Origin of the sequence: Niabella beijingensis (assembly GCF_020034665.1) — a bacterium.
Lineage (GTDB): Bacteria > Bacteroidota > Bacteroidia > Chitinophagales > Chitinophagaceae > Niabella > Niabella beijingensis.
Window position 1 is genome coordinate 1,894,295 of sequence record NZ_JAIQDI010000001.1, and the last position, 22,310, is coordinate 1,916,604.

Sequence of the window (22,310 nt, forward strand, 5' to 3'; positions counted from 1 at the left end):
GGTATTTTATAGAATGGTACTATTTCCGGTTTATTTATTCACCCAATCAGGGTTCTGTGCTATTACCGCATCTTTATTGGTTTCAATAACCTTTTGCGGAATGGGCCAAAGGTTGAAATTAAATGTCAGCGTAGCCTGTGCCTCCGGCCAGTAAGCATACTTTTTAATCCGCTCAACAGCAATGGCCTTGCCCATTCTCAACAACGTGTTCCACCGGCACTCTTCATAGATCAGCTCCCGCGCCCGTTCATCAAGAATTAAATTGAAGTTATCGTCCATGTCTCCTGCCGTAACCTTGTAACTACATTGTGCACGGGTTCTGAGCAGGTTGATATCGCTGGCAGCACCCGCCTTATCCCCGCTCCGCTGTTTGGCTTCGGCCCGTAACAGAATGGTTTCCGGCAAGCGGATAATGTATTCATCGCGAAACAGGTTGCTCATATTCTCCCCGTCGGGAATGCCCGTATATTTATCGGTAGCAATTTTACAGGAAATGGGATAGCAGAGGCTTCTGTTATTTATATTGGTTGTATTATCTGAACTGCCATTGTATAAAACACTCCAGGGCACCTCTTTCCTGTAATAGGAGGAAGCCACCACATTGCTTTTAAACCTGCGGCGGAACGCCGCATCGCTGTTGCGCATGTCGTTGCCCCATTTGGAACTGAATATTTCTTCCCTTGCATAAAATGTGGGCATCATTTGTGAAATGCCGCGACCGCCTACATCCTCATTGGTTCCGGTTAAATTACCGGAAGAACCATCCCTGAATACGGGCCCATAGGTTCTGGAATACGGCAGTTTCGATTCCCCGTCTCCCGTTCGATAAGCGGCATAATCGACCTGGGCGGCCCAGATACATTCTTTATTACCCTCCTGGTAATTGACATTTCCTTCCTGGAACAGGTCCCAGAAAACATTGGTCGTCTGCTGAACCGTGTCTACAATGCTTGCGGTACTGTAAAGTCCTCCTTTATATACCGGGATGCTGATGGTTGCTTCACTCGCCCGTTTCCCGAACCGGTCCTGCATTAATGAATAAACGCCTCCGTCGATTACATCATTTCCATACTGAATGGATTTGGTGTAGGCGTCCTGCGCTTCTCCTGTCTTTGATGTTGCTTCCAGTTCGATACCTTTTGCAAGATAAAGTTCACAAAGATTATGCTGCGCCGCCCCCTTCACCAAACGTCCCCCGGCCACTGTGGTAGCAGGTAAATCATTTAATACCGCTTCCATTTCTGTAATTGCAAAATCGTAAGTCTCAATCCGGGTGGAGCGGGTGAAATTGTATTTGGGCGTGGTCGAAACCTCAGTAACAATCGGCACACCGCCAAATTCTTCACCCAGGTTCCTGTAGGCAAATGCCCTGAAGAAGCGCGCCTGTGCCAGGGCATATTTTTTTTCCTCATCGGAGTTCCACTTTATCTGTGGCAGATTGGCCGCATAAATGGCCAAATTGGCTTTACTGATCAGATCATACCAAAAACTGTATATATCATAAAAGCTGGCATTGTCCGGGTTGATATTGGCATAGTTGTTAAAGGTACCGCCTCTTCTGATACTGGGCACATCAAATTCGTCCGTTCCGTTGCCTTTAAAAATGAACATCCAGGCCTGCTCACCGGGGTTGGTCCAGGCCTCCCGGATATTTGAGTAAATACCGATGAGCACCTGATCCACCTGTGCTGAAGTTGAAAAGGCATTATCCACCGTATAGAAGGTCTCGGGTTTCTCTGTAAGAAAATCCTTATCCGACTTGCAGGAGTGCACTAAAAAACAAATAAATAATCCTGTTAAAATATGTAAGAACTGTTTCATGATAATCAGTTTAAATGAATTTAAAATCTTGCAGAGAATCCAACTGAATAAGTGGTAGGCACGGGGATGATATTATCTCTTACTGTGTTCCCCAGTTCCGGATCACCACCGTCCCAGCGGGTGAACGTTACCAGGTTTTTTCCGGAGAAGAACAGCCGTAAATTGGATACACGCAGGCGTTCCATCCAGGGCTGCCGGAATGTATAGGAAAGCACTACATCCTGCAACCGGACGAAGCTCCTTGACTGCAGCCCCAAAAATCTTGAATCGGCGGAATAGGTGGCCGAAGGATAGACATTGCCCGGGTTTTCCGGTGTCCAGTAAGGAACATATATGGAATTATCATTAAACCGGTTGGATCGTGACAGGTAAGCCCCCGTATTGCGGTTAACATAAAAATCGTTTCCGCCGAATATACCGGAAACCAGGGCATACAGTTCAAAGTTTTTGTAGGACACCGTATTGCTGATGCTCATTCTGAAGTTTTCTTTGGTGTAGCCCAGAATTTTCCGGTCATTCACAGATATTCCGGGAACACCGTCGATGTCATTGTACTTAGGATCGCCGGGGGCAGCACCATTCAATGCTATATAATCCTTATCGGCTTCCTGCACAATCCCGATTTGCTCGTAGCCATAAATGGCACCCAGGGATCTGCCGATAAAAAGACTGTTGGCGATATCATCATCTTCCTTTCCATCTCCGTTTCCATCCGTACCATAAAGATGCACCAGTTTATTCCGGTTGATCCAGTAGTTTACCGTAGTGGACCAGTTAAAATCTTTTCTTTGGATATTTAAACTTGTAACAGATAGTTCCAGTCCTTTATTCGCCACTTCGCCCATCGACGCATTAATGGATTTAAAACCGGTCATGATGGGAATTTCCCGGACAAACAACTGATCTGTTGTTTTCGAGGTGTACAGGTTCAGGTCAAAAAGTATTCTTCTGTCCAGCAACGCAGCCTCAATGCCAAAATTCCAGGCAGCCGTTGTTTCCCAGCCCAGGTCGTTATTACCCAATGTGGATTGAGCCAGGCCATAAAAAATATTGCCTCCCGTATTGGAAAATTCATACCGGTAACCGCCGGCAAGACCATTGACCACCTTGGCCAGGGTTCCGTAAGGGCTGATGCCCTGGTTCCCGTTTTGTCCCCAGGAAAGTTTTAACTTAAGATCATTGAACAGCGAAATATTTTTCATAAAATCTTCGCCCGAAATGCGCCAGGCAAGGCCTACGGCACCAAAATCCCCCCATTTTGTATTCGACCCGAAAACCGAAGCCCCATCTCTCCTGAAAGAAGCATTCAGCATATATTTACCGGCATATTCATAGTTGAGGCGGGCGAGATAGCCGATATTAGCCCTTTGTGTTACGTTCATTACGTTTTGTTGCACTGTTGCGTTCGACAAGCCCCAGATGCCCAATAACGAGTTGCCGTTCGCGGCAAAATCGGAGCCGATGATGTTGGCACTGTCATTCCTTGTAAAGTCTCTTGTGGCCACTGCTGTCAGGTCGATGCTGTGCTGGCCAAACCGGTTCTTATAATTCAGGATATTGTCAATAACGTAGTTAAAGTTGGTCATGTTCCGCAGGTTGCCATTGGCCTTGGAAAGAAAGCCGTTAACTGCAGCGGTGCTGTATCGTTCAATTCCTTCTCCTTCCGCTATATAATAATTCTCGTGATAAAAAGCCCCGGATTGATTCTTATCCAGGTTCGCCGAATAATTTAACCGGTAGCTTAATCCTTTTACCCAGGGTACTGAAACCACGGCATAGGTGTTTAACCTGAAATTATGCCTTCGGTCCAGATTGTCGGTTGTACCATCCCCTACACCCCATAAAGGGTTTACTGCCGATTGGGTATACGGATACTTTTCCAGCTGGCCCTCATCGTTCCGGTACATAACGCCATAAGGCGACATCTGTTCTGCAGAAAGTACATTTGCCGATACGCCCGAATAGTCCAGTACGTTGTAAGCCCCGTCAAGTCCCAGTTCCAGCCATTTGGTAACCCTGGCATTTATCTTACTTAAAACAGAAATACGATCGTACCGGTCGCCTGTTACAATACCTTTATTATTGTTATAGGAAGAAGACAGGTAGTAATTTACGTTTTCAGAAGCCCCTGAAACAGCCGCCTGGTAGTTCTCAAAACTACCGGTGCGGGTAATCGCATCCAGCCAGTTGATTTCCCTGCCGTTATTGTAATTTTCCAGCTCTCCGGTCTTCATCCAGTTTGTAGAACCCGGAGTATAGTTATTCCGGTCGTTTACAGATTGAATCCATTGCGCTCCATTCATCATTACCGGTCTGTTCTGCCAGCTCTGTATACCGTAGGATGCATTCAGGTTAATAGAGGGCTTGCCCTTTTTACCTTTTTTGGTGGTAATCGCAATCACCCCGTTCGCCGATCTTGATCCATATACGGAGGCAGAAACCGCATCCTTCAGCACATCCACAGAGGCGATATCATTGGGGTTGATATCATTGAGACTGCCCAGGAAAATAACCCCATCCAGCACGATCAGCGGGTTGGTATCTCCGTTTATAGAGTTCTGTCCTCTTATAAGCATCGAGGGCTGGCTGCCTGCAGCGTTTGCCACTCCTATGTTTAAACCCGAAACATTGCCCTTCAACACATCCAGGGGGCTTGAGTTGGGCAGCATGCCTACCGGCCCATCCTCTACTTTTACGGAGGTAACAGCGCCCGTAAAATCTTTACGCTTTGCGGTACCATATCCGATCACGACCACCTCATCCAGTTGTGCGGTTTCCTCAGACAAACTCACTTTTACCGTAGCCTGACTGCCAACGGGTATCTCCTGTGTTTTGAATCCGACATTGGAGATGGTCAGTACATCATTCCGGCCGCTTACACCAATGGTGAATGCCCCTTTTGAATCAGTGGCAGTTCCCTTCCCTGTGTTCCGGGCTGTAATACTGGCTCCGGCAACAGGGCTGCCCGCATCGGATAGCACGACCCCAGAAACCGTCCTCGACTCCATGGCGGGCGCCACATCCCGTTCCCGTTCTACAGCAGCCGGTTTTTCAGCGGGAATCGCACCGAGCCGCTCTTTTGGCACAATGGTATAATAATTCTTTTTTACATACAGAAAAACCAGGTTACTGGGGTACAATATTCCTTTCAGTACATCTTCTACATCCCTTGATTTTAACTGATCCAGGGGATAGCTGGTCGTCTTACCTTTTAACAGATCAGGATCATACACGAATTGCGTACCAAACCTTTTTTTTACCTGATTTAAGGCCTCCTCAATGGAAACTTTTTTGCCTCCGGCCTGTGCCATTACAGCCGGACAGTAGAACATACACCCCAACAGGCATAGGGATGCAATAAGCAACAAGCGTTTTTTTAACATATGGACATTTATTATAAGTGAAAAACTATTTGAAGTTTACTCTTATGCTATCACCCTCGTTAGTGAATGATATATTTAAAGCAGTTGACATCACAAAAAGTGCGTCATCCAGTGAATCTATTAATATGGGGCCATTCAGTCTTTTCCGGGCCAGGTCCGGATCTTCCAGGATAAATGACTTGCCGTAAGTATCTTCCAGGTACTTAAAAATTTCCGACAGGGTCGGATCGGAAAGCACCAGTTTTTTTTCCTTCCAGGAAGATGCATTCAGCGCATGTTCAATATTTGAAGTGCGATGGATCACATTTGCCGAATCTACCAGCAATATATCTCCCGGCTTCATAATTACCGGTTGTCTTCCGGCTTTTGAAAAGAGCACGTGGATGGCACCTTTTTGTAAAGCGATCTCTGTTCTCCCCCTCCTTTCCCGGATATCAAATGACGTACCCAATACCTCCACAACCGTGTTTTCCGTATGAACAATAAACCGCTCGTGATTTTCTATTTTATGATCGCTGTCAAGATGTTTGACATCAAAAAAAGCTTCCCCGTTCAACCATAGCTCCCTTGGTGCATCCCTGTTCCATTTTTTTTCATACTTCACGGATGAATTGGCATTTAATACCACAACGGAACTGTCCGGCAACACCAGCCGTGAAATTTTTCCATACCCGGTTTTAATGGCACGCAGTTCCGGTGTTTTCAGCCACCAAAAAAACAAGGAGGTGATCATCAGCAACGGAATTAAAACAGCAGCTACCCTCCAGCGTCTGGCCATTATCAGAAGGCCGCGTGAGCGGGCGGGTTTTTGTTCCAATCCCTCAATAGTGGCCAATGCCTGGTTCAGGGAGGTCTCAACCTTTAACGGATCCGGCCGGCTGATCTTAAAATCAATATTCAATAAGATTTCCCTCGCTAAGCCGATCTCCTTTTTTTTATCCGGGTTGTCCTGCAGCCATTTTTCCCAAAAAGCATTCTTTTCTTCATCCGGCTTCCGTATCCAATCCTGGAAATAATTATCGTCTAAAAAATCCCCGAGCACATATTGCCTGTATTTTTCCGTTTTCTTCATTCCCCTTGTACAGATGAGTCAATAAAACAAAAAATTACCCCATCCATTCATTAAAATTTTCCTTTAATAAGAAAAAAATGTAAACAAGGGGAACTGAAACCCGTTCCCGCAGGGCAAGAAGGCTTCTTGCCATGAGTTTGTAAGTTGCTTTTACTGAAATACCCAGAACGGCTGCGGTTTCTTCATAAGAGAATCCCTCATAAAAACGCAGGAACAGCGCCTCCCGCTGCCGGGATGAAAGTGTATTGATCGCTGTAATTAGTTTTTCCCGGAGCGCCTGGTCCGTTTCCTGCTTAATGATAACAACATCTGCCGGAAATTCAGGATCGAATTCCGTACCGTCAATGGTTTTGGTTTTTGTCAGCGCTTCAACCCGCTTGCCTAGTGCTCTTCTGAAAAGCACATAATAATATCCGTCAGGGTTTTTTATTAACCGCAGTCCCTCCCGGTTCACCCATAACAATAATAAGACCTCCTGGATTGCATCTTCCACAAGCCCGTCGTCCTTCACCAGTTTTACACCGTAATTATAAAAACGTTCATACAGCTGCCTGTACGCATCAGAATAAGCGTCTTTGTCCCCAACTTCGATACCTGTCCAGGAAATTTCCAACCCTTTAAAATATTAACTCTGATTATGAGCGATGGAAATTATGGAAAATTTCTTTCAAAATTCAAGCGGCAATCCATAATAATTTTTTCAAAAGTGATCATTCATTCCAGAACCCGGCTATCCTTATTATGTCCATAAGGGCCCCGTCCATTTCAAAAATAGATGATAACAGGGGTTGAACCATCCTGCTGTGTCATGTATCAGCATTTACCGGCGGAGTGGGCGCACTCCTGCCATCATATAATATGAACCCTGAAAAGGGAATCTTCCCCCGGCCATTTAATTACTGTTATAAAAGCTGCAGACGGTATTCATCACGCAAACTTCACATTTCGGATTGGTGGGCCTGCAGATCTCCCTTCCTAAAAAGGACATCGCCATACCGGCGTCCCAGTCTTTCTGAGGCAAAACGTCCATGAGCTGTTTTTCGATCTTCTTCGGGTCGGTACCGGTGGCGATCCCCAGGCGGGGAGCTACCCGTACCACATGCAGGTCTACGATCACGCCCTCGGGCGGGTTACCGCTTTCACGGAGGATTACATTTGCTGATTTTCTTCCGATGCCTTTCAATTCGGTTAATGCTTCCAGGTTCATGGGGATAGCAGCGTCCTTTTTTAGTGTGCCGGCAATTTCCGAAAGCCATGCAGCTTTGTTGCCGAAATTGCGCACATCGCTGATCTGCCCGCTGATAGCGGCTGCAGTGGCTTTCGACAATGCGGTCATCGTAGGGAATGCCTTAAAAAAAGCCGGAGCGATCTGGTTGATATGCCGGTCGGAATCCTGTGCGGAAAGTACCACCATTACCAATAGCTGGTAGGTATTTTTATAGTCAAGGGGGTGTTTGGTGGATTTATATTTTTTTAAAAGCGGTTGGACGGCCTTAGGCCAGTTGACAGAGGCGCTCATAAAATGGAATTTGAATTGAAATTACGATTTTTTGAATGATCTGACAATCTCAGACCTGAGGATTGAGAGGTGAGACTTGAAGGCTCAGGGCTTTCGGCTGACAGCTCAAGCTCAGCCTATGGCTGCTGTTCTTTCTTTTCAAGCGTTGCCTGCATACTGCTTCTTTCCTGCTTGTAGGCGTTCCAGTCAAAACCAAGTAAGAATTCTGTGGCCGCTTCTGCCCCGCGTTCGAACAATGCCAGCTTTTCGGCGTCCGTAATAAAAAAATTCAGCCAGTTAAAATCCGGCAGCGGAATACGGCCGATTCCCCGGGAATATACTTTGTTCTTTAACTGGAAGTCCTTATCGTAATAATTTCTTACCGTATTGAATATCCGGAAAAAATAACCGCTCAGGGTCCAGGCCGATGCATTCTTACCGGTGTCACCCGGACTGCTGTCATCCAGGTCAATGCCGAAAACAGGAAGGCGCGGCACCACCACTTTGGGATTATAAAAAATATTGATCGGGAAATTGGAAAGAATGCCTCCATCCACAAAACGCGCTTCCACCGGTGGGGTTTTTTCTCCAAAAGCGGCCATCCATGCTTCTTTTATTTCAGCATCCGAGTTGGGTATGCCGTAAATGAAATACGATTCAAAGAAAAGCGGGATCGACATGGAGGCCCGTACCATGCCGGCAGGGTGCAGTTCCCCGATGCGGTCAGCGGTCCGGAACAGGTTGCACATTTTTGGAAATTCAATTTTATTTTCTGTGATCAGTTCAGAGGCGATCACGGTTACATCTGGGGCCAGCCCGGCAAGACCATCCGGATGTTCGTGGCGGAGGTGAAGCCCCGTTATGGGCTGACAGGCCTTTTTGTTAAATGCGTCCAGGCTGTCGACATCGCTTTCCTTCATCTGTTGTTTCAGCCAGTCGTAAAAAAAGTCACCGGGATTGATGCCATAGCCACTCTGGCGCAGGCGTTTCAGCAGGCGGCTTACATACCAGGCCAGCACCCCGAGAAGCAAGGTAACAGCAAGCAGCACCACAACAAGTGTTTGAGTGAGCTGTGCCATCGGCGTATTATGCGGCAGCAGCCATAAACAAACAAATGTAGTTGCCAGCAGTACGGCATAAAAAATACCCAGGCCGTTTGCACCATTCTTCAGCTTTTTTAAAAAACCGGTCTTGGTGATGAACCGTTTGATCAGCCATCGGGCGGCCGGATGTCCGTCTACCAGGTCAAAAAAATCCAGGCGGGTGATCGCCTCCAGGATCCTTACAGATTTGGATGCCTCCTTTTTCCCGGTAATGGCCAGCAGCGCCGTATTGATGGCACCGGCACTTGTACCCGCCAGCCGCATAAAACGGATGCCCATTTGTTCGAGTATATAGGTATATCCAACCAGGGCCACTCCCAGCACACCTCCGCCTTTCTGAACCAGGTTCACATACTGGTTGCCGTCTTTATCCAGCGTGTCGGAAATGATCAGCCGGTTGCCGTTTTCGCCAAAAGCCGCCTTTAATTTTTCCAGCTGGGTCAGCACTTTCGGACTATAAAGGAAATCATTTACTGTTAATTTTTTAGAGGAGCCCATGGTGCTGCTGTTTCGTAAAATGATCCTTATAAAGATACGCCATCTCCCCCGACTTCTTTTAAAATCGCTATATTTGATCATGCCTTTTCCCCTTTAACGGTTGTACCATACCTCAGCTTTCCGGGAAAAAGAGCCGCACTGTTTAAAAGGCCTTTCAAACAGAAAACAATATACATCATGCAGAAAGCGTTTAATCCTGAAGACATAGCCGACCTTTTTGTTGCATATGTAAATACACAGCGTCTCGATGGGCTGCTGTCATTATACGACGAACAGGCGGTGCTGATCACTGATCCCGCTACCGGTCAAACCGCGCACGGACTTCCGGCCATTGAGCGTTTTTACAAAGCATTACTGGAGACCCGGCCTCGATTTGAAAGAGGTACACAACAACTGACACTCGTCAATGGTGATATTGCCCTCACTTCCTCCCGGCTGATCAACGGCGCCGTAACTGCAGAAGTAGCCCGGAAACAATCCGATGGAAGCTGGCTCTGGATCATCGATCAGCCGGTGATCGCAACAGAAGTAGTATCACCCCTAATTCCGGCGCTATGAACCTATCGCCCCGTTTAAATGCCGTTGTAAATGCGCTGCCGCTTCATGAGGGTATCAGGGTACTTGAGATCGGCTGCGGAACCGGAGTTGCGGCAAAAGAAATTGTACAGCGGATCGGGCATGGCTTTTTGCTGGGTATCGACCGCTCAGCCAAAGCCATTCAGCAGTCTGAAAAAAATGCTGCAGCTGAAGTAAAAACGGGTAAACTGGAATTTTTGCAGGTTGCAGTGGAAGATTTTGAACTGCCCGCCGGCATGCCTCTTTTTGATATTGCCTTTGCCATACGTGTGGGAGCGCTGGACGGTCGTCATCCGCAGCTGGAAGCAAGTGCACTGACCTGTATTGCCAGGGCGCTGACAAAAAAAGGGCGGCTGTTTATTGATGGCGGAAATCCTTTAAAGGAATTGCCAATCCGTGCCTTTTTATACTGATGAACCGTTGAATACATCTGATAATCAGCTATAAGCTGTATATTGCAGCAATTTTTCAAACATCAAAACAACATGCATATGAAGAATCTTACATTGGGATTTCTTGCTTTATTGAGCACAGCAGCTATGAATGCGCAAACAGGGCTTGGGGTTCAGGCCGGCGTTAATTTTTCCAATATTACAGGAAAAGACGTCTCGGGAGCCAAGTTAAAAACAGGGTTTCAGGTAGGCATTAATTATGACATTAAAATGTCCGACGAATTTTCATTTCAGCCCGGGCTGAATTACCTGCAAAACGGGCTCAAAACAACCGGGACCTTTGATAATAATTCGGGCAGCGAATTAAAACTAAACCTGCCGTTTTTACAACTGCCGCTTCTTTTTAAATATAACCCGGAAGTAAGCGGTGGGAACAAGGTCATTCTGGCTGCAGGGCCATATATTTCCTACGGGATAGGAAAGGTAAAAGCCAGTTCCGGCAATATGTCGGAAAAAGCTGACTGGAGCGATGTGGACGGTGAAGGATTCCAGAGAACCGACGCCGGTGCAAAACTCCTGATCGGATACGAATTGAGAAACGGGTTGTCCTTAAACCTGAACGGGGACCTGGGTCTTACAAAGGCAGTAAAGGATGTAAAGGCCCACTATAGCGCATTTGGGATCACCTTAGGGTACCGGTTCAGATAATTGACCGGGTATTACGAAAAGAAAAGGCGGCTGGAATGCATTTTTGCAACAGCCGCCTTTTCCTTTAACCCGGATTTTTTATAAATAGTTTTCGATCTCTTCTACCAGCTCCTGCTTGGTAATCGGTATGCCCATGATCTTATGGTAGCCTTTTGCATCGATCAGGAACTGGTCACGGATGATCTTTATAAGCTGTCCGTTGTTGATCTCCGGGATCAGCACGGTCTTAAACCGCCGCAACAGATCACCCAGGTTATTGGGGAACGGGCGCAGGTGCCGTAAATGTGCATGACTTACCGATTTTCCGCGGGACTGTAATTCCAGCACAGCGGATTTGATGACACCATAAGTAGAACCCCAGCCCAGCACCAGCACATCTCCCTCAGGTTTTCCGGTATCCACCTTTTGTTCGGGTATAAAGGCTGCAATTTTATCCACCTTCTCCTGCCGGATCTTCACCATTTGCTGGTGATTGGCAGGATCATAGCTGATATTGCCGGTAATATTTTGTTTTTCAATTCCGCCGATGCGGTGTTCCAGCCCCTTTGTTCCAGGCACCACCCAGGGGCGCACGAGGTTCTCATCCCTGATGTAGGGCTGGAATTTATCTTCATGATGCCCCAGCTCTTTTTTGAACTGTACATGGATGGGATGCAGTGTATCCTCTGTCGGGAATTTCCAGGGTTCTGCCCCGTTGGCGATATAACCATCACTCAGGAAGATCACCGGCACCATGTGCTGCACACTGATCTTTACAGCTTCATATACGGCATCAAAACAGTCCGCCGGGGAAGAAGCGGCGATCACGGGCATGGGACATTCCCCGTTACGACCATAATAAGCCTGCAACAGGTCTGACTGTTCGGTTTTGGTGGGTAGTCCGGTAGAGGGCCCGCCCCGCTGTACATCAATGATCAGCAGCGGTATCTCCAGCATTACTGCCAGTCCCATGGCTTCTGTTTTCAAGGCCATTCCCGGACCGGAAGTAGTGGTCACGCCGAGTGACCCGCCATAGGAAGCACCGATTGCGGCGCTGATGGCAGCGATCTCATCCTCCGCCTGATACGTACGTATGCCAAAATTCTTATGCCGGCTCAATTCATGCAGGATATCCGAGGCGGGTGTGATGGGGTAAGTGCCCAGGAACATGGGCAACCCGCTTTTTTGAGAGGCAGCGATCAATCCCAGCGCCAGGGCCTGGTTGCCCATAATGGAGCGGTAGGTTCCGGGGTCCATACGCGCCTTTTCCACTTTGTAGGTGGTGGTAAATGTTTCCGTGGTCTCCCCGTAATTATATCCTGCCTGTAATACTTTTATATTGCTGTCGAGTATCTCCGGACGTTTGCCAAATTTTTCCTTTAAGAAGTCAACAGAGCTTTCCATATTCCGGTCGTACATCCAGTATAAAAAGCCCAGTACAAACATGTTTTTGGCGCGGTCCTTTTCCTTGGTACCCATCGTATATTCCTTCAGCGCTTCCCGGGTCATTTTGGTCACGTCCATTTTTATGACCTCATAGCTCTGTAAGCTGTCGTCCGCTATGGGATTTTCACCTTCCGGGTAATTGGCAAGACGCAGGTTTTTGGAATCAAAGCCATCGGTATTCACGATGATCTTTCCGCCCTTTTTCAGTGCGCCCAGGTTGGCCTTCAGCGCTGCGGCATTCATGGCCACCAATACGTCATAGTTATCACCCGGTGTATAGATACTGTCTGATGAAAAACGCAGCTGGTAGCCGCTCACCCCCGGAAGGGTGCCCTGCGGAGCACGTATCTCCGCCGGAAAATCCGGAAAAGTAGAAAGATCGTTACCTAATAAAGCCGTATTATTTGTAAACTGCGTTCCGGTTAATTGCATACCATCGCCACTATCTCCTGCAAACTTGATGACTACATCCTGTAGCACCTCCTGGTTTCGAATCATATCAAAATTTATTGGGATGCAAAGGTACAACAGTTTACCCGGAGGTACTACCATGAATTTGTAAAAATGGATGGCAGGCTGAAGGCCATTGGTTAATATCAGCTACCAGTTGTTAGCTATATAAGCAGGGCCTCCTGTAAAAGCTGAGGGCTGACGGCTGAAAGCTGACAGCTCCTACCGCACAGCAATCATGCTGATCTCCACATTTACAAATTTAGGAAGCGCCGCCACCTGAACTGTTTCCCTTGCCGGGAAATCCGATGTAAAGTATTGGCCATAAACGCTGTTGATGGCTGCAACCCGGTTCATATCCGTAATAAAGATGGTTGATTTTACCACATGGGAGAAATCCAGCCCCGCCGTCTCCAGGATGGCCTTCAGGTTCAGCATACACTGGTGCGTTTCTGCTTCGAGGCTTTCGTTGTTAAGATCCCCGGTTTGAGGATCAATGCACACCTGCCCGGAAATATAAAGTGTATCTCCTGCAAAAATGGCCTGGTTGTACGGACCAATAGGGGCCGGGGCCTTATCTGTATTCACAATTTTTTTTTCCATTGCTGATTTTTGAGAACGAATATAGTTTTAATGGATTTTATGTACAAAAAGCTGTTTGTGTTATTTTTGTGGAATGGCTTTGTTACTCAACATCGATACCGCTGTAGATGGTGCTTCTATTTGCATTTCAAAAAATGAAACCGTATTGGCTTATACGGAACATCCCACTCCCACCGCCCACGCTTCCTGGATCGGCAATGCCATTAAAAACCTCTTTACCTCAAACCAGCTCTCAATGAATGATTTAGACGCCATTGCTGTTAGTAACGGACCCGGATCCTACACCGGTCTTCGCATCGGCCTGGCAACAGCAAAAGGCCTGTGTTTTGCCCTGGATAAACCCCTGATCTGTCTCAATACGCTGAAAATTATGGCCAGTGCGGTGTGCGATGCCGATACCGACCTGATCTGTCCTGTTATTGATGCCCGGAGGATGGAAGTTTATACGGCGGTGTATGAAAAAGATTTAACAATTCGGACACCACCGGAAGCCCTTATTGTAAATGACACCAGCTATGCAGCGTTACTGGACGGCAGCCGTGTATTGTTCACCGGCAATGGGGTACCCAAGCTTCAGCAGGTCATAAAACATTCAAACGCAATCTTTAGCAACAATCGGTATACCGCGGCCAACATGCCGGTTTTAACGATTAAGCAATACGTTGAGCAGCAGTTTGATGATCTTTCATATACGGAGCCTTTTTATCTGAAGGCCGTGTATTTTAACAAAAATTAAATTAAGGAAATTTATATACGTTTTTGGCAGGGTTAAATATCAAATAAATTAAATGGATATATACCTTTGTTGGCCATTCAAATAAACTCTATTTATACAGAACAATGAGCAATTACCAGATTTCTTTTACATTAAAAAAAGAAAACAGTAGCCACATCACTGTTGATACACTTAATGTAAAAAAAGCCGCCTTGATCCTTCGAGCCTTTAACCACAAATTAAGACAACAGATTCTGAAGCTGATCGACACCCAGGACAAAATCACTGTTACTGAAATTTACGTAAAACTACGTATCGAACAGTCGGTAGCCTCACAACACCTTGCGATTCTCCGTAAGGCGGAATTTGTAAACACAGAACGCGACGGAAAATTTATTTACTACACCGTAAATACCGATCGCATGAAGGATCTGAACCGTTTCGTTTCAGATCTGCTGGGTTAACACGTAAAGAGATCTTATTGAAGTACCCTCCGTTAACGGAGCGGTACTTTTTTTTACCCATAACTTTGCAGAAACATTAGAAAAAAAATGAAGACGTTAGCGTTGAATGATTTTTTAGACACCGCACAAAAAGGTGCGGTAATACTGGACACAAGAACTACCGAACAGTTTAAAGAAGGTTTTATACCCGGCAGCATTCATGTACCGGCAGGTGCCAAGCAGTTTGAAGAATGGGTTACAGCAGTACTGGAAAAGGAGATCCCGGTTTTGCTGATAGCGGCAGATGATGCCGCCGGGACGGAAACCCGGCTGAGCCGGATGGGCTATACCGTTGCCGGTACACTGAACGGCGGGTACGAATCTTTCAAAAATGCCGGCGGCACTCCGGATATGATCATTGATGTGGAAGCCGACGAGCTGATGATGGATATCCCGTTCGACGAACACCTGATCGTAATGGATGTCCGTAAACCCATCGAATTTGCAGAAGGGCATCTGAAAGATGCCGTGAACCTGCCGCTTACTGATATGAACGACCCGCTGCGGATCTCCGCAATTGAGGAAAAAGACAACCTCTACCTCCATTGTGGCGGCGGAACCCGCAGCGTAATAGCCGCATCCGTGCTGAAACGGCAGGGCATTCATAACCTGAGGAACGTGGCGGGGGGATGGAAAAAAATAAAGGAGGAACCCCGGGCTGAGATCGTGAAGGAACCGGGATTGCTGAATTAGTTCACGGCAAATAGTTCATGGTTCAGGAATTGCAGCAGCGCTGCGATGGGTACTCCTCATCATTCACTGCGAACTATGAACTATTTTGCTTATTTTTATGCCCTTGTTTGCCTGTTTACAGGCATATTTTTTTTAAACCAACGGTAATGAATTTATTTGATGTTTACCCCTTGAACGATGTAACAATTGTTAAAGCAAAAGGGTCTTATGTTTGGGACGACCAGGGCGATCAGTACCTGGATCTTTACGGCGGTCATGCCGTTATCAGTATCGGACACACACATCCGCATTGGGTAAAACGAATTGAAGCGCAACTGGAAAAAATTGCATTTTATTCCAACTCCATCCGCATACCGCTGCAACAGGAGCTGGCCAAAAAACTGGGTGAGGTTTCCGGGAAGGAAGACTACCAGCTTTTCCTTTGCAATTCAGGCGCAGAAGCCAACGAGAATGCGTTAAAACTGGCTTCCTTTTACAATGGCCGGAAAAAGATCATTGCTTTTAATAAGGCTTTTCATGGAAGAACTTCGCTGGCGGTAGCCGCTACCGATAATAAGAATATCGTGGCTCCTGTTAATGAGACCGACAATGTGGTCTTCCTTCCTTTCAATGATGAAACAGCACTGGAAGATTATTTCGAGAAACACGGAAAAGAAGTTTCATCCGTGATCATCGAAGGCATACAGGGTGTGGGCGGTATCAATGTGGCCAGTGAATCCTTTTTAAAACTGATCCGCGCGCTGTGCACGAAGCATGGTGCCGTATACATCGCAGACAGTGTACAATGTGGCTATGGCCGCAGCGGAAAATTTTTCAGTCATGATTTTGCTGGTGTAAATGCTGACATTTACACCATGGCCAAAGGCATGGGCAACGGATTTCCTGTAGCGGGTATTATCATTGCACCGCATATCCAGCCCAAACACTTCCTGCTGGGCACTACATTTGGCGGCAATCATCTTGCCTGTGCCGCAGCACTGGCCGTACTGGAAGTGATCCGGGAAGAAAAGCTGATGGGCAACGCCGTTATGGTGGGTAAATACCTGCGGGAGGAACTGTCGGCCATACCGGAAATAAAAAATGTAAGAGGCCGCGGACTGATGATCGGCTTTGATGTACCGGAAGAGCTGGGGCCATTAAAAAAGAACCTGCTGGCAAAGCACAAGATCTTTACCGGTGAGGCCAAACCCAACGTGATCCGCCTGCTGCCCTCGCTGGCACTCAAAAAAAAGGATGCCGAAGAATTTATTGAAGCAGTAAAAGAAGAGATCGCCGCCATCCACGAAACCGCTTAGCCGGCTCCCGTTCCGGAAGTCTGGAAGCGCCGGACCCGGCCGGCGTGTGGGTTACTGCTGCACCGGCCTTTATCAACGACCAAGAACCAATAAGAATCAATCGCATAAAATGTCTCTTTTAAAAACAAGAAATTTTATAAGTGCGGACGATGTTACCAACATTGAGGCGCTGGTGAACAAAGCACTGGATTATAAAAGCAACCCGTTTAAAGATAAGACCCTGGGGGCCGGCAAAAGGATCGGCTGCCTGTTCTTAAACCCCAGTATGCGCACCCGGCTAAGTACCCAGATCGCCGCGCAGAACCTGGGGATGGAACCCATTGTTTTTAATGTAGGTTCAGAAGGCTGGCAACTGGAATTTGAAGAAGAAGCCATTATGAGCGGCTCTACATCAGAGCATGTAAAAGATGCAGCGCCGATCATGGGCAAATATTTTGATATCCTGGCTATCCGTACCTTTCCCTCGCTGGCCAATAAAGAAGATGATTACAGCGAGCTCTATGTAAACCAGTTCATCAAATACTCCGGTATCCCCGTGCTGAGCCTTGAAACGGCCACGCTGCACCCGTTGCAGAGCCTTACGGATGTCATTACCATTAAAGAGACCTTTCAGGAAAAACGGAAACCCAAAGTAGTCCTTACCTGGGCGCCGCATGTAAAACCCCTGCCCCAGTGTGTGGCCAACAGCTTCTCACAATGGATGAATGCCTGGGGCGAGGTGGATTTTGTGATCACGCATCCGGAAGATTATGAGCTCGACCCGGCATTTGCCGGAAAGGCCACCATTCTGCATGATCAGGACGAGGCATTAAAGGATGCCGACTATGTGTACGTGAAGAACTGGAGCACGTATAACGACTATGCCAAGATCTATAACAATGACCCTTCCTGGATGCTGACACTGGACAAGCTTTCAGCCACCAATAATGCAAAAGTGATGCACTGCCTGCCTGTGCGGAGAAATGTGGAGCTGAGTGATGAAGTACTGGACAGCCCTCATAGTATTGTAACCCGGGAGGCCGGCAACCGCGTATGGGCGGCCCAGGCGGTATTAAGTGAGTTATTACAAAAAATCTGAGTCCCTGCTCTATAAGTTATGGATACGAACGATCAGCTCTTTATCATAAAAATCGGAGGCAATATCATTGACGATCCTGCTGCACTGGAAGCCTTTCTGACAGACTTCTCAAAAATAAAAGCAGCTAAGATACTGGTGCACGGGGGCGGGAAGATCGCCACAAAGATCGGGGCACAACTGGGGATCGAGTCGAACTATGTAGACGGACGGAGGATTACGGATGATGCCACCATCGACCTGGTGACCATGGTATATGGCGGACTGGCAAATAAAAAGATCGTGGCACAGCTGCAGGCACTGGGTACTGATGCGATCGGGCTTACCGGTGCCGATGCCAATATTATTCCCGCCAAAAAACGGCCGGTAAAAACGATCGATTACGGATGGGTGGGTGATGTGGAAACAGCCAACATCAGAGCGGAAACACTGAGCTTCTTTCTTGAAAATACGATCACCCCGGTTTTTGCGCCGCTTACACATGATAACAGCGGGCATATCTTAAATACCAACGCGGATACCATTGCAGCATCACTGGCAGTAGCATTGTCCGGCAGGTTTAACGTACGGCTCATTTACTGCTTTGAAAAGAAAGGCGTGCTGGAAGACGTTAATAACGACGCTTCCGTCATCCGCCGGCTGGACCGCAACTACTATCAGCAACTCAAAGAAGAAAAAAAACTGTTCGAAGGCATTCTTCCTAAAATAGACAATGCCTTTGCGGCCATTGACGCCGGTGTATTCCAGGTGCTGATCGGCCATGCCCGCGACCTGGTTAAAAATACCACGGACAATAACGAAGGAACATTGATTTTCTAAACAGGCCCCAGGGCTATAATTTTATTTTATGCAGGAACAACTTTACCAGGAAGCAGTCGCACTCTTAAAACAACTGATCGAAACGCCCAGTTTCAGTAAGGAAGAAGACCAGACTGCGGAGCTGATCATTGCTTATCTGGACAAGTATGGGATCCCCACCAAACGGCTGGGAAATAACATCATCGCCAAGAACAAACATTTTGATGAAGCCAGGCCGACGCTGTTGCTGAACTCGCATCATGATACCGTAAAACCCAATCCCAAGTATACCCTGGATCCGTTTAAAGCCATTGAAAAAGAGGGAAAACTCTACGGGCTGGGCAGTAATGATGCCGGCGGTTGCCTGGTATCACTGATCGCCACCTTTATCTATTACTACGAAAAAGAAAATCTCAACTACAATGTGATGCTCGTAGCCAGTGCCGAAGAGGAGATATCCGGCTATAACGGCATTGAAGCTGCAGTAAACATCCTCCCGGCTATTGACTTCGCCATTGTAGGCGAACCTACCAAGCTGCAAATGGCAGTAGCGGAGCGCGGACTGATGGTGCTGGATTGCACCGCACACGGAAAAGCCGGTCATGCCGCCCGTAATGAAGGTGAAAATGCCATCATCAAAGCGCTTACGGACATCGAATGGTTTCACTCCTATCGCTTTGAAAAAGTATCGGAACTGCTGGGAGACAGCCGCATGACCTGTACGGTTATCGAAACCGAGAACAAACAGCACAATGTAGTGCCTTCCTCCTGCAAATATGTAGTGGATGTGCGTTTGAATGAATTGTATTCTTTTGAAGAGATCCTGGATGCCATCCGGCAAAATGTTTCCAGCGAAGTAAAGCCCCGGTCTACCCGCCTGCGCTCCACTGCTATTTCACTGGACCATCCCATCGTACAGGCCGGCATTGCCATGGGAAAAACCACTTACGGCTCACCCACCACCTCCGATAAGGCACTGATGCCGTTCCCCGGATTGAAAATGGGGCCCGGCGATTCCGCCCGCAGTCATACCGCAGATGAATACATTTACCTGCACGAAATCGAAGGTGGCATTAAGGATTATATTGAGATCGTGGGAAGAGTTATGAGCTGAATTTGGAATTAAGAATTACGAATTTGTTACACCATTCTTTAAAATAAAAAACTTCCTTACTATTACTATGAGCAGCTTTGATAAAGAGGCTTTAAAAAGAAGGACCAAAGATTTTTCGATAGCCGTGGCCAAACTTGCAATTGACCTGCCTTATAATGCCATCAATAAGAATTACGGTAACCAAATTATTCGAAGTTCAAGTTCAACCGGAGCAAACTATCGTGCTGCATGCAGGGCAAAGTCAACAGCAGACTTTATCAACAAACTCAAAATTGTCGAAGAAGAAACGGATGAAACCTTGTATTTTCTCGAGCTGTTGACCGAATTTAATGCCAATAAAAAAGAACAAATAGAGATTATTTGGAAAGAAGGAAATGAGATCCTATCAATTATTGTTGCATCAATCATTACGCTTCAGGGCAGGAAAGCATAAATTCGCAGTACAGAACTCATAATTCTTAATTCATAATTCGCAATTCAGAATGAAGCTTTGGAAAAAAAATACCGACTCTTTAAAAGAGGTAGAAACCTTTACCGTAGGCCGGGACAGGGAAATGGACCTGTACCTGGCGCCTTTTGATGTATTGGGCTCGCTGGCACATATCCAGATGCTGGAATCGGTGGGACTGTTAAAAAAAGAAGAGCTGGCCGGGTTGCAGGGCGCCCTGCGCGGCATCTATGCCGATATCAAAAAAGGGGATTTTGAACTGCAGGAGGATGTGGAAGACATTCATTCGCAGGTGGAGCTCTTATTGACCCAACGCATCGGAGAGGCCGGCAAAAAGATACACAGCGCGCGGAGCCGTAACGACCAGGTTCTGGTAGATCTGAAACTATTTCTGCGCGACGAAATAGAAACCACTGTTAAAGCGGTCCTCCCGTTCTTTGAGCTGCTGCAGACCCAGAGCGAAAAATATAAGACCTTTCTGCTGCCCGGCTACACGCATCTGCAACTGGCCATGCCCTCCTCATTCGGACTCTGGTTTGGCGCTTATGCCGAAAGTCTGGTGGATGACCTCATCAGTCTGAAGGCGGCTTATGATATCATCAATAAGAACCCGCTGGGATCTGCTGCGGGATATGGCTCCTCCTTCCCTATTAATCGTACGCTTACAACAGAATTACTGGGATTTGCCACGCTCAATTATAATGTGGTATATGCACAAATGGGGCGCGGGAAAGCCGAGCGGGTGGTGGCACAGGCATTGGCGAACATTGCAGACACACTTTCCCGTATGAGCATGGATGCTACCTTATACCTGAACCAGAACTTCGGCTTTATCAGTTTTCCGCCGGAGCTCACCACCGGCAGCAGCATCATGCCGCATAAAAAGAACCCGGATGTATTTGAGCTTATCCGTTCGCATTGCAACCGCATCAAGGCCCTGCCCAACGAGATCACCCTGATGACCACCAACCTTCCGTCCGGCTACCACCGCGACCTGCAATTGCTGAAGGAACATTTATTCCCTGCGTTCAGCATATTAAGAGATTGCATCGAGATGGCAGGCCTGATGTTCTCCAATATCGAAGTGAAGCCCGATCTTTTAAAAGACGAAAAATACAAATACCTGTTCACCGTGGACCTGGTTAATCAGCTGGTGCTGGAAGGTACTCCCTTCCGTGATGCCTATATCCAGGTGGGGAAATCTGTAGAAGACGGTACCTATAAGGTACCGGAACAATCTGCCATCAATAATCCGCATGAAGGAAGCATCCAGAATTTATGTACGGAACAGATCCGTCAATTGATGACGCAAACCGTAGCATCCTTTGATTTTGAGGCAGTACACCAGGCGTATCAGCAGTTGCTGAAGGCGGAGTAGCCGGGCTTTTCCTGCCAATTTCCGCATATTTTTTCCTGCCGGTCTTCCCGGATGATCCGCTGATCAGCACCAATTCATCTGCGCCTGATCGGTGCAGTCTGCGGGGTATAAAACCCTGCTGATTTGGCGACCTCCCGGTTTTGAGGTAACTTTGCCCCGATGCATCTGTATTTTATACATACAAAGGCCTATCTCCTGTGCCCCGCTGGTCAGCTCCTGTAACAGCTTTCCGGCGCTTCGTTTTGCATTATTTTTTCTAATCATTTATCTTTTTAATTATGAGTACGAACAGTAACCCGGTTATTCTTTGCGAAACCGATTATAAAAAACTTACAGCCATAGTTGCCCCGGACAAAAAAACAGAAGAACAGGGCAATACCCTTGCCCACGAATTAAGCAGGGCCGTTGTTGTTAAGGACGAGGCCCTACCGGCCGATACCATCCGCATCGGGTCTGCCGTCCGTATCCTGGATATTCAGACGGGGAAGGAAAAAGATTTTCAGATCGTGATGCCGGCGGAAGCAGACATCCATGCAAAAAAAATATCCATACTCACTCCCATGGCGGCAGCTATCATCGGATTCAGAACAGGCGATACCGTTTCCTGGAAGATGCCGTCCGGACTGAAAGAACTGGAAGTAGTGGCCGTGGAGAATATAATGGCTGCAAAAGCCTGATCTCCGGAACTGAACTTTCGTTTGTTAACAGAATTCCCGACCCGGGCTTTTAATAAAAACAACACCAAATTCAAGGTTCCATTCA

At 47.2% G+C, this 22,310-nt stretch carries 21 protein-coding genes; 13 read left to right on the plus strand and 8 right to left on the minus strand.

What is annotated here, in order from left to right:
- Positions 1-30 precede the first annotated feature (30 nt).
- The 6 genes from K7B07_RS07965 to K7B07_RS07990 all read right to left on the minus strand — a co-directional run bounded on the left by K7B07_RS07965 (position 31) and on the right by K7B07_RS07990 (position 9,456).
- Positions 31-1,821: a RagB/SusD family nutrient uptake outer membrane protein gene (locus K7B07_RS07965; protein ID WP_223708774.1), complete on the minus strand. Its 1,791-nt coding sequence runs from the start codon at positions 1,819-1,821 to the stop codon at positions 31-33.
- A 20-nt stretch (positions 1,822-1,841) separates the two neighbouring features.
- Positions 1,842-5,204 (minus strand): SusC/RagA family TonB-linked outer membrane protein, encoded by a 3,363-nt coding sequence (locus K7B07_RS07970; protein ID WP_223708775.1) that lies wholly within the window; start codon positions 5,202-5,204, stop codon positions 1,842-1,844.
- A gap of 25 nt (positions 5,205-5,229) precedes the next feature.
- A complete protein-coding gene (locus K7B07_RS07975) occupies positions 5,230-6,276 on the minus strand; it encodes a FecR family protein (protein ID WP_223708776.1) in 1,047 nt (348 codons plus the stop codon).
- 34 nt (positions 6,277-6,310) lie between these two features.
- Positions 6,311-6,889, minus strand: a complete 579-nt coding sequence (locus K7B07_RS07980) for an RNA polymerase sigma factor (protein WP_223708777.1) — start codon at positions 6,887-6,889, stop codon at positions 6,311-6,313.
- 279 nt (positions 6,890-7,168) lie between these two features.
- Positions 7,169-7,795 carry an endonuclease III domain-containing protein gene (locus tag K7B07_RS07985; RefSeq protein WP_223708778.1) on the minus strand — a complete coding sequence of 209 codons (627 nt, stop codon included), beginning with the start codon at positions 7,793-7,795 and terminating at the stop codon, positions 7,169-7,171.
- A 116-nt stretch (positions 7,796-7,911) separates the two neighbouring features.
- The gene (locus K7B07_RS07990) at positions 7,912-9,456 is read right to left on the minus strand and encodes a patatin-like phospholipase family protein (protein WP_223708779.1); all 1,545 of its coding nucleotides are present in this window, start codon (positions 9,454-9,456) and stop codon (positions 7,912-7,914) included.
- 96 nt (positions 9,457-9,552) lie between these two features.
- Between K7B07_RS07990 and K7B07_RS07995 the strand changes: the two genes are divergently transcribed.
- The 3 genes from K7B07_RS07995 (at position 9,553) to K7B07_RS08005 (ending at position 11,051) form a co-directional block, all read left to right on the plus strand.
- Positions 9,553-9,933 carry a YybH family protein gene (locus K7B07_RS07995; protein WP_223708781.1) on the plus strand — a complete coding sequence of 127 codons (381 nt, stop codon included), beginning with the start codon at positions 9,553-9,555 and terminating at the stop codon, positions 9,931-9,933.
- A complete protein-coding gene (locus K7B07_RS08000; protein WP_223708782.1) occupies positions 9,930-10,364 on the plus strand; it encodes a class I SAM-dependent methyltransferase in 435 nt (144 codons plus the stop codon). Before K7B07_RS07995 ends, K7B07_RS08000 begins: the two co-directional genes overlap by 4 nt.
- A gap of 78 nt (positions 10,365-10,442) precedes the next feature.
- The gene (locus tag K7B07_RS08005; protein WP_223708783.1) at positions 10,443-11,051 is read left to right on the plus strand and encodes a porin family protein; all 609 of its coding nucleotides are present in this window, start codon (positions 10,443-10,445) and stop codon (positions 11,049-11,051) included.
- A 78-nt stretch (positions 11,052-11,129) separates the two neighbouring features.
- Here K7B07_RS08005 and K7B07_RS08010 read toward each other — a convergent pair whose 3' ends face one another.
- Together K7B07_RS08010 and K7B07_RS08015 are read right to left on the minus strand one after the other, a co-directional pair.
- On the minus strand, positions 11,130-12,974 hold the full coding sequence (locus K7B07_RS08010; RefSeq protein WP_223708784.1) for a 2-oxoacid:acceptor oxidoreductase subunit alpha: 1,845 nt from the start codon (positions 12,972-12,974) through the stop codon (positions 11,130-11,132).
- A 174-nt stretch (positions 12,975-13,148) separates the two neighbouring features.
- Positions 13,149-13,529, minus strand: a complete 381-nt coding sequence (locus K7B07_RS08015; RefSeq protein WP_223708785.1) for a RidA family protein — start codon at positions 13,527-13,529, stop codon at positions 13,149-13,151.
- A gap of 73 nt (positions 13,530-13,602) precedes the next feature.
- Between K7B07_RS08015 and tsaB the strand changes: the two genes are divergently transcribed.
- From tsaB to K7B07_RS08065, 10 genes are all read left to right on the plus strand, one after another.
- Positions 13,603-14,265 carry a tRNA (adenosine(37)-N6)-threonylcarbamoyltransferase complex dimerization subunit type 1 TsaB gene (gene tsaB, locus K7B07_RS08020; protein ID WP_223708786.1) on the plus strand — a complete coding sequence of 221 codons (663 nt, stop codon included), beginning with the start codon at positions 13,603-13,605 and terminating at the stop codon, positions 14,263-14,265.
- Between the two features lie 104 nt (positions 14,266-14,369).
- The gene (locus K7B07_RS08025) at positions 14,370-14,708 is read left to right on the plus strand and encodes an ArsR/SmtB family transcription factor (protein WP_223708787.1); all 339 of its coding nucleotides are present in this window, start codon (positions 14,370-14,372) and stop codon (positions 14,706-14,708) included.
- Positions 14,709-14,795: 87 nt separating this feature from the next.
- Entirely contained in the window at positions 14,796-15,440 is a 645-nt protein-coding gene (locus tag K7B07_RS08030; protein ID WP_223708788.1) for a rhodanese-like domain-containing protein, read from the plus strand.
- Between the two features lie 146 nt (positions 15,441-15,586).
- The gene (locus K7B07_RS08035) at positions 15,587-16,735 is read left to right on the plus strand and encodes an aspartate aminotransferase family protein (RefSeq protein WP_223708790.1); all 1,149 of its coding nucleotides are present in this window, start codon (positions 15,587-15,589) and stop codon (positions 16,733-16,735) included.
- Positions 16,736-16,844: 109 nt separating this feature from the next.
- Positions 16,845-17,813 (plus strand): Rossmann-fold NAD(P)-binding domain-containing protein, encoded by a 969-nt coding sequence (locus K7B07_RS08040; protein ID WP_223708792.1) that lies wholly within the window; start codon positions 16,845-16,847, stop codon positions 17,811-17,813.
- A gap of 18 nt (positions 17,814-17,831) precedes the next feature.
- Positions 17,832-18,629: an acetylglutamate kinase gene (gene argB, locus K7B07_RS08045; RefSeq protein ID WP_223708794.1), complete on the plus strand. Its 798-nt coding sequence runs from the start codon at positions 17,832-17,834 to the stop codon at positions 18,627-18,629.
- 28 nt (positions 18,630-18,657) lie between these two features.
- Positions 18,658-19,722: a M20 family metallo-hydrolase gene (locus K7B07_RS08050; protein ID WP_223708796.1), complete on the plus strand. Its 1,065-nt coding sequence runs from the start codon at positions 18,658-18,660 to the stop codon at positions 19,720-19,722.
- Positions 19,723-19,789: 67 nt separating this feature from the next.
- Positions 19,790-20,155 carry a four helix bundle protein gene (locus K7B07_RS08055; RefSeq protein WP_223708798.1) on the plus strand — a complete coding sequence of 122 codons (366 nt, stop codon included), beginning with the start codon at positions 19,790-19,792 and terminating at the stop codon, positions 20,153-20,155.
- Positions 20,156-20,204: 49 nt separating this feature from the next.
- Positions 20,205-21,548 (plus strand): argininosuccinate lyase, encoded by a 1,344-nt coding sequence (gene argH, locus K7B07_RS08060; protein ID WP_223708799.1) that lies wholly within the window; start codon positions 20,205-20,207, stop codon positions 21,546-21,548.
- Between the two features lie 278 nt (positions 21,549-21,826).
- Positions 21,827-22,225: a GreA/GreB family elongation factor gene (locus K7B07_RS08065; RefSeq protein WP_223708800.1), complete on the plus strand. Its 399-nt coding sequence runs from the start codon at positions 21,827-21,829 to the stop codon at positions 22,223-22,225.
- The last annotated feature ends 85 nt before the right edge of the window (positions 22,226-22,310 follow it).